General features: G+C 62.9%; 8 protein-coding genes and 1 riboswitch. Of the genes, 7 read left to right on the forward strand and 1 reads right to left on the reverse strand.

Translation table 11 applies throughout. From position 1 onward, the window contains the following. Positions 1-41: 41 nt before the first annotated feature. The gene (locus tag LKD37_RS16625; RefSeq protein ID WP_302930200.1) at positions 42-560 is read right to left on the reverse strand and encodes a 4Fe-4S binding protein; all 519 of its coding nucleotides are present in this window, start codon (positions 558-560) and stop codon (positions 42-44) included. A gap of 198 nt (positions 561-758) precedes the next feature. On the opposite strand from LKD37_RS16625, the gene LKD37_RS16630 reads away from it, so the two are divergent. From LKD37_RS16630 to rpsR, 7 genes are all read left to right on the forward strand, one after another. Then, positions 759-1,844 carry a PfkB family carbohydrate kinase gene (locus LKD37_RS16630; protein WP_302930201.1) on the forward strand — a complete coding sequence of 362 codons (1,086 nt, stop codon included), beginning with the start codon at positions 759-761 and terminating at the stop codon, positions 1,842-1,844. A gap of 7 nt (positions 1,845-1,851) precedes the next feature. Beyond that, positions 1,852-2,775 carry a pseudouridine-5'-phosphate glycosidase gene (locus LKD37_RS16635; RefSeq protein ID WP_302930202.1) on the forward strand — a complete coding sequence of 308 codons (924 nt, stop codon included), beginning with the start codon at positions 1,852-1,854 and terminating at the stop codon, positions 2,773-2,775. A gap of 3 nt (positions 2,776-2,778) precedes the next feature. Then, complete coding sequence (locus LKD37_RS16640) at positions 2,779-3,072, forward strand: DUF1294 domain-containing protein (RefSeq protein ID WP_302930203.1); 294 nt, start codon at positions 2,779-2,781, stop codon at positions 3,070-3,072. Between the two features lie 130 nt (positions 3,073-3,202). Continuing rightward, positions 3,203-3,329: riboswitch (SAM riboswitch) on the forward strand. Positions 3,330-3,441: 112 nt separating this feature from the next. Next, positions 3,442-4,629 (forward strand): methionine adenosyltransferase, encoded by a 1,188-nt coding sequence (gene metK, locus LKD37_RS16645; protein WP_302930204.1) that lies wholly within the window; start codon positions 3,442-3,444, stop codon positions 4,627-4,629. Positions 4,630-4,762: 133 nt separating this feature from the next. Beyond that, positions 4,763-5,059, forward strand: coding sequence for a 30S ribosomal protein S6 (gene rpsF / locus LKD37_RS16650; RefSeq protein WP_022177782.1), 297 nt, complete (start codon positions 4,763-4,765; stop codon positions 5,057-5,059). A gap of 13 nt (positions 5,060-5,072) precedes the next feature. Next, the gene (locus tag LKD37_RS16655; protein WP_302930205.1) at positions 5,073-5,528 is read left to right on the forward strand and encodes a single-stranded DNA-binding protein; all 456 of its coding nucleotides are present in this window, start codon (positions 5,073-5,075) and stop codon (positions 5,526-5,528) included. Between the two features lie 44 nt (positions 5,529-5,572). Next, a complete protein-coding gene (rpsR, locus tag LKD37_RS16660; protein WP_302930206.1) occupies positions 5,573-5,824 on the forward strand; it encodes a 30S ribosomal protein S18 in 252 nt (83 codons plus the stop codon). Positions 5,825-6,022: the final 198 nt, after the last annotated feature.

Raw genomic sequence — 6,022 nt, forward strand, 5'->3', positions numbered from 1 at the left:
CGGGCGTGATGCCCGGCACCGGTTTTAATGCAATATGGTTCTCAGCGCTTCTCCGTGATGATGCCGAAGCGGTCCCGGATGGCATGACGGGGACACACGTCGCCGCAGGCGCCGCAGCTCAGGCACCGCTCATAGTCGATGACCGCCCGGAACTCCACCACATGGATGGCGTCGGCGGGACACTTCTTCACGCACAGGCCGCAGCCGATGCAGCTGACATCGCACACGGTCCGGGCCCCGGTTTTGGTGGCCGGGTCGAAGCCCTTGTCCCGGTTGGAGCACAGCACCGCTATGCGGTCCTCTGTCCGCCGCAGGTCGATGAGCCCCCGGGGACACTTCCGGGCGCAGGCCCCGCAGCCGATGCACTTCTCCTCGTCCACCTCGGCGCAGCCCAGATCATTGATCTGCACAGCGCCGAACCGGCAGGCCTCCACGCAGGCCCCGCAGGCCACGCAGCCATAGGCGCAGAGCAGGCCGCCGTTTTCATCCCGCTTGGCCCGGCAGCCGCCGCTGCAATGGACCGTCGCCGTCCTGGCCGGGAATTTCCGCTTGATTGCCATGGTTTTTCTCCCTCATTTTTGTTGATTTGTCCCATCAGTATACCACAAATCACGCCCCTTGCCAAGAGAGAACCGACAATTCCCACGCCTACACTGCCGCCGACGAAAAAAACTGCGCCGGGGGGTTGACAGGGGAGGGGAAACTGTATATAATAAGCATCAGATTAGAAAACAAACTTTTGCTTAGGAGGTGAGCCCGTGACCCAGCGAGAGCGCCAGCTGCTGGAGTGGATCCGGGAAAACCCCATGATCTCGCAGCAGGAGCTGGCGGACAAGGCCGGCATCACCCGCTCCAGCGTGGCGGTGCACATATCCAACCTCATGAAAAAGGGCTGCATCACCGGCAAGGGCTACATCGTCCGCACCGACCCGTATGTGGCGGTGGTGGGCGGCGTAAACATGGACATCGGCGCGGTATCCGCCGGGGCTCTGGTGGCCCGGGACTCCAATCCCGGCCATGTGACCACGTCCCTGGGCGGCGTGGGCCGCAATATCGCCCACAACCTGTGCCTTCTGGGCCAGCGCACCGCCATGGTGACGGTGATGGGCGACGACGACTTCGGCCGCCGGGTCCAGGAGAATGCCAAGGACATCGGCCTGGACCTGAGCGCCGGGGCCGTGCTGCCGGACTGCCGTACCGGCACCTATCTGTATATCTGCGGCCCCGACGGGGATATGGCCCTGGCCGTCAACGACATGGACATCTATGACCGCATGACCCCGGATTTCCTGCGGCAGCGGCTGGATTTCATCAACGGGGCGGACCTGGTGGTGCTGGAGACCAACCTGCCGGAGGACAGCATCCGCTGGCTGTGCGACAACTGCAAGGCCCCCATTCTGGCGGACCCCGTGTCCACCATCAAGGCCGAAAAGCTCCGGCCGGTGCTGGGGAAGTTGGCCGCCCTGAAGCCCAACCGCCTGGAGGCGGAGCTGCTGTCCGGCATGTCCATCTGCACCCGGGAGGATGCGGCCCAGGCGGCCCGGAAGCTGCTGGACACCGGCCTGGGGACGGTGTTCATCTCCCTGGGAGCGGAGGGCATCTATGCCGCCGACCGGTCCGGGGACACCGCATGGGTCCCCTGCGCCCGGTGCACCGTGGCCAATGCCACCGGCGGCGGCGATGCCGTGGCGGCGGCTCTGGCCGCCCGGATGGTCCGGGGCGACTCCCTGGCCGAAACCGCCCGCTGGGCCGTGGGCGCAGGCGCTCTGGCCTGCGAGGCTGAAACCACCATCAACCCGGCCATGAGCTGGGATAACATTGAAACAATTCTCAACAGGAGGTAAATGACTTATGAATCGTTATCTGGATGTAGCGCCCGAGGTGCAGCAGGCTGTGGCAGAGGGCCGTCCCGTGGTGGCTCTGGAGAGCACCATCATTTCCCATGGTATGCCCTATCCCCAGAATGTGGAGACCGCTCTGAACGTGGAGAAGATCATCCGCGAAAACGGCGCCGTGCCCGCCACTATCGCCATCATCGGCGGCCGCCTGAAGGCTGGTCTGACCCCCCAGGAGATTGACTATCTGGGCAAGAGCGGCCACGCCGTCACCAAGGCCAGCCGCCGCGATCTGCCCATTCTGGTGGCTGAGGGCCGCGATGGCGCCACCACCGTTACCACCACCATGATGATCGCCCACATGGCCGGTATCCGCATCTTCGCCACCGGCGGCATCGGCGGCGTGCACCGGGGCGCCGAGACCACCATGGACATCTCCGCCGACCTGGAGGAGCTGGCCCAGACGCCTGTGATGGTGGTCTGCGCCGGTGCCAAGTCCATCCTGGACCTGGGCCTGACCCTGGAGTACCTGGAGACCAAGGGTGTGCCCGTCATCGGCTACGGCACCAAGGAACTGCCCGCCTTCTATACCCGCAAGTCCGGCTTCGCCGTGGACTACGAGATCGACACCCCCGAGGATCTGGCCAAGGCCTTCCATGTGGCCCGTCAGCTGGACATGAAGGGCGGCATGCTGGTCACCAACCCCATCCCCGAGGAGTATTCCATGGACCACAAGGTCATCGACGCCGCCATCGAGCAGGCTCTGGCCGACGCCAAGGCCCAGGGCATCCACGGCAAGGAGACCACCCCCTTCCTGCTGGCCCGGGTCAAGGACCTCACCGGCGGCGACAGCCTGGACAGCAACATCCAGCTGGTGTATAACAACGCCCGCCTGGCTGCCAAGACCGCCTGCGCCCTCCAGACCCTGGAGCAGGCGTAACAAATGCCGCAGCTGCTGACCCGTCCGGCCTTCTGGCTGGCGGCGTACCTGGTGCTGATGAACCTGGTCACCTTCTGGGTATACGGCGCAGATAAGCGCCGGGCCCGGCGGGGCAGGTGGCGCGTGCCGGAAAGGACGCTGTTTTTGCTGCCCCTGCTGGGCGGCAGCATCGGGGCCCTGGCCGGTATGCGGGTGTTTCACCACAAAACCCGGCACTGGTACTTCCGCTGGGGCATTCCCGCCATTTTCCTTCTCCAACTGGCTGCCTGCGGCGCCGTATGGTACCTGAGCAGGTGATTTACCCTCTCTTTTCTCCCGCAGGGCGCTGCGTCCTCCCATTCGCAGCGCCCTGCAAATTTTTCCCTATTGACAAAGCGTATCACTTCTGCTAATATTAGAAATTGCAGAGTGACCCCTACAAGTTCATACCTTATCAAGAGTGGTTGAGGGATCGGCCCGATGAAACCACGGCAACCTGCAAGGCAAGGTGCCAAATCCGACGTATGCTGAGTGCGGAAGTGATAGTCCCGCGCTCGTCCTTCGACAGATGAGGAGCAATTTTCCAGCACGATCCGTCGAAAGTCGGAGCGTGCATTTTTCATGCTCCGGGTCGGTAGGGGGGACTCTGACAACACAAATTTTTTTCACAAAGGAGCACGAAAAATCATGGCAAGAAGACTGTTTACCTCCGAATCCGTCACCGAGGGGCATCCCGACAAAATCTGCGACCAGATCAGCGACGCCGTTCTGGACGCCATCCTGGAGCAGGACCCCAATGGCCGCGTGGCCTGCGAGACCTGCGCCTCCACGGGCCTGATCCACATCATGGGCGAGATCACCACCAACTGCTATGTGGATATCCCCAAGCTCGCCCGCCAGGTGGTGCTGGACATCGGCTATGACCGGGCCAAGTACGGCTTCGACGGCCACACCTGCGCCGTCATCACCAACATCGACGAGCAGTCCGGCGACATCGCCATGGGCGTGGACAAGAGCCTGGAGGCCAAGGAGACCGCCGATGAGCAGCTGGACAACGGCGCCGGCGACCAGGGCATGATGTTCGGCTATGCCTGCGACGAGACTCCGGAGCTGATGCCCCTGGCCATCTCTCTGGCCCAGAAGATGGCCATGCGCCTGACCCAGGTCCGCAAGGAGGGGTTGGTAGACTATCTGCGCCCCGACGGCAAGACCCAGGTCACCGTGGAGTATGACGAGAACGGCAAGCCCGTCCGCGTGGACACCGTGGTGGTCTCCACCCAGCACGCCGCCGAGGCCACTCTGGACCAGATCCGCCGGGATATGATCGAGCTGGTCATCAAGCCCACCGTACCCGCGGAGCTGCTGGACGAGAATACCAAGTTCTATGTCAACCCCACCGGCCGCTTCGTCATCGGCGGCCCCCAGGCCGACAGCGGCCTCACCGGCCGCAAGATCATCGTGGATACCTACGGCGGCAGCGCCCCCCACGGCGGCGGCGCCTTCTCCGGCAAGGACCCCACCAAGGTGGACCGTTCCGCCGCCTATGCCGCCCGTTGGGTGGCCAAGAACGTGGTGGCCGCAGGGCTTGCCCACCGCTGCCAGGTGCAGCTGGCCTATGCCATCGGCGTGGCCCGTCCTGTCAGCGTCCTGGTGGAGACCTTCGGCACCGGCGTGGTGTCCGACGAGGCTCTGGAGCAGGCCGTGGAGCAGGTGTTTGACCTGCGGCCCACCGCCATCATCCGGGACCTGGACCTGCGCCGTCCCATCTATCGCCAGCTGGCGGCCTACGGCCACATGGGCCGGGAGGACCTGGGCGTCACCTGGGAGCGCACCGACCGGGTGGACCAGCTGAAGGCCGCCCTGAATCTCCGGTAAAAAAGTCGGAAATCCGGCGGAAAGCCCTTGACTTTCCCGGGAAAACCGGTATAATATATGAGTCTGCTTATGCGGACATATCCTTGCTCTCACAGGAAGTGAGGGCCATAAGTCCAAAAGGAGGTGCAAAAGTATGGCTAAGATTTCCGCCAACTACGAGGTCGTTTACATCATTGACCCGGCACAGAGTGAGGAGGCTATTGCCGCTACCGTGGCAAAGTTCCAGACCCTGGCCGAGCAGAACGGCTCCGACGTGGTCGTGGACGAGTGGGGCAAGCGCCGTCTTGCTTACGCCATCGACTACAAGACCGAAGGCTACTATGTGCTGATGAGCTTCACCAGCGGCCCGGAATTCCCCAAGGAACTGGATCGTATCCTGGGCATTACCGAGGGCATCATGCGTTCCATGATCGTCTGCAAGGGCGAGTAAGGGAGGCAGTTTTATGCTCAACAAGATTTTCATCATGGGTCGTCTGACCCGGGACCCTGAGCTGCGCCGCACCCAGAGCGGTACCGCCGTCACCAGCTTCTCCCTGGCCGTGGACCGGGACTTCAAGTCCCAGAGCGGCGAGAAGGAGACCGATTTCATCGACGTGGTGGCCTGGCGCAGCACAGCCGAGTTCGTGGCCAAATACTTCACCAAGGGCCGTATGGCCGTGGTGGAGGGCCGGCTTCAGATCCGTGACTGGAAAGACCGCGAAGGCAACAACCGCAGAAGTGCGGAAGTGGTTGCCGACAACGTCTATTTCGGCGACTCCAAGCGGGACGGCGCTCCCGCCGGCGGCAGCTTCTCCGCTCCTCCGGCCTATGGCGCACCCACCGGCGGCTATACCGCCCCTGTGGGCGGCAGCTCCGAATTTGCCGAGATCGACGAGGAGGACGGCGACCTGCCGTTCTGATCACCCCCAGGTTACACCTAATTCTATAAAGGAGGAATTCTTCCATGGCTATGGAACGCGAAAATAGAGCCCCCCGGGGCGCCGGCCGCAAGCGCAAGAAGGTCTGCCAGTTCTGCGTGGACAAGTGCGAGCACATCGACTACAAGGATGCCGCCAAGCTGCGCCGCTTCATTTCCGAGCGGTCCAAGATTCTGCCCCGCAGAACCACCGGCACCTGCGCCATGCATCAGCGTCAGCTGACCGAGGCCATCAAGCGGGCCCGTCAGATCGCTCTGCTGCCCTTCGTCACCGAGTAAAATATTGCTCCTGCAAGGGCCTCGCAAGTTGAATCAAAAATCCCTCCGCCGTAACGGCGGAGGGATTTTTCGTCATAATGCCTTTGCTCTTTTGGCCGGATTCAAAGACCCGCTGCCGGTTATCCGGAAATGGTGCTGGGCGAGATGGCCATGGAGAGCACCCAATACGGCATTGACAGCGTGTGCAAGCCCTATGAA

This window comes from Brotocaccenecus cirricatena (genome assembly GCF_020687045.1).
In the GTDB taxonomy this organism is placed as follows: Bacteria; Bacillota; Clostridia; order Oscillospirales; family Oscillospiraceae; genus Vescimonas; species Vescimonas cirricatena.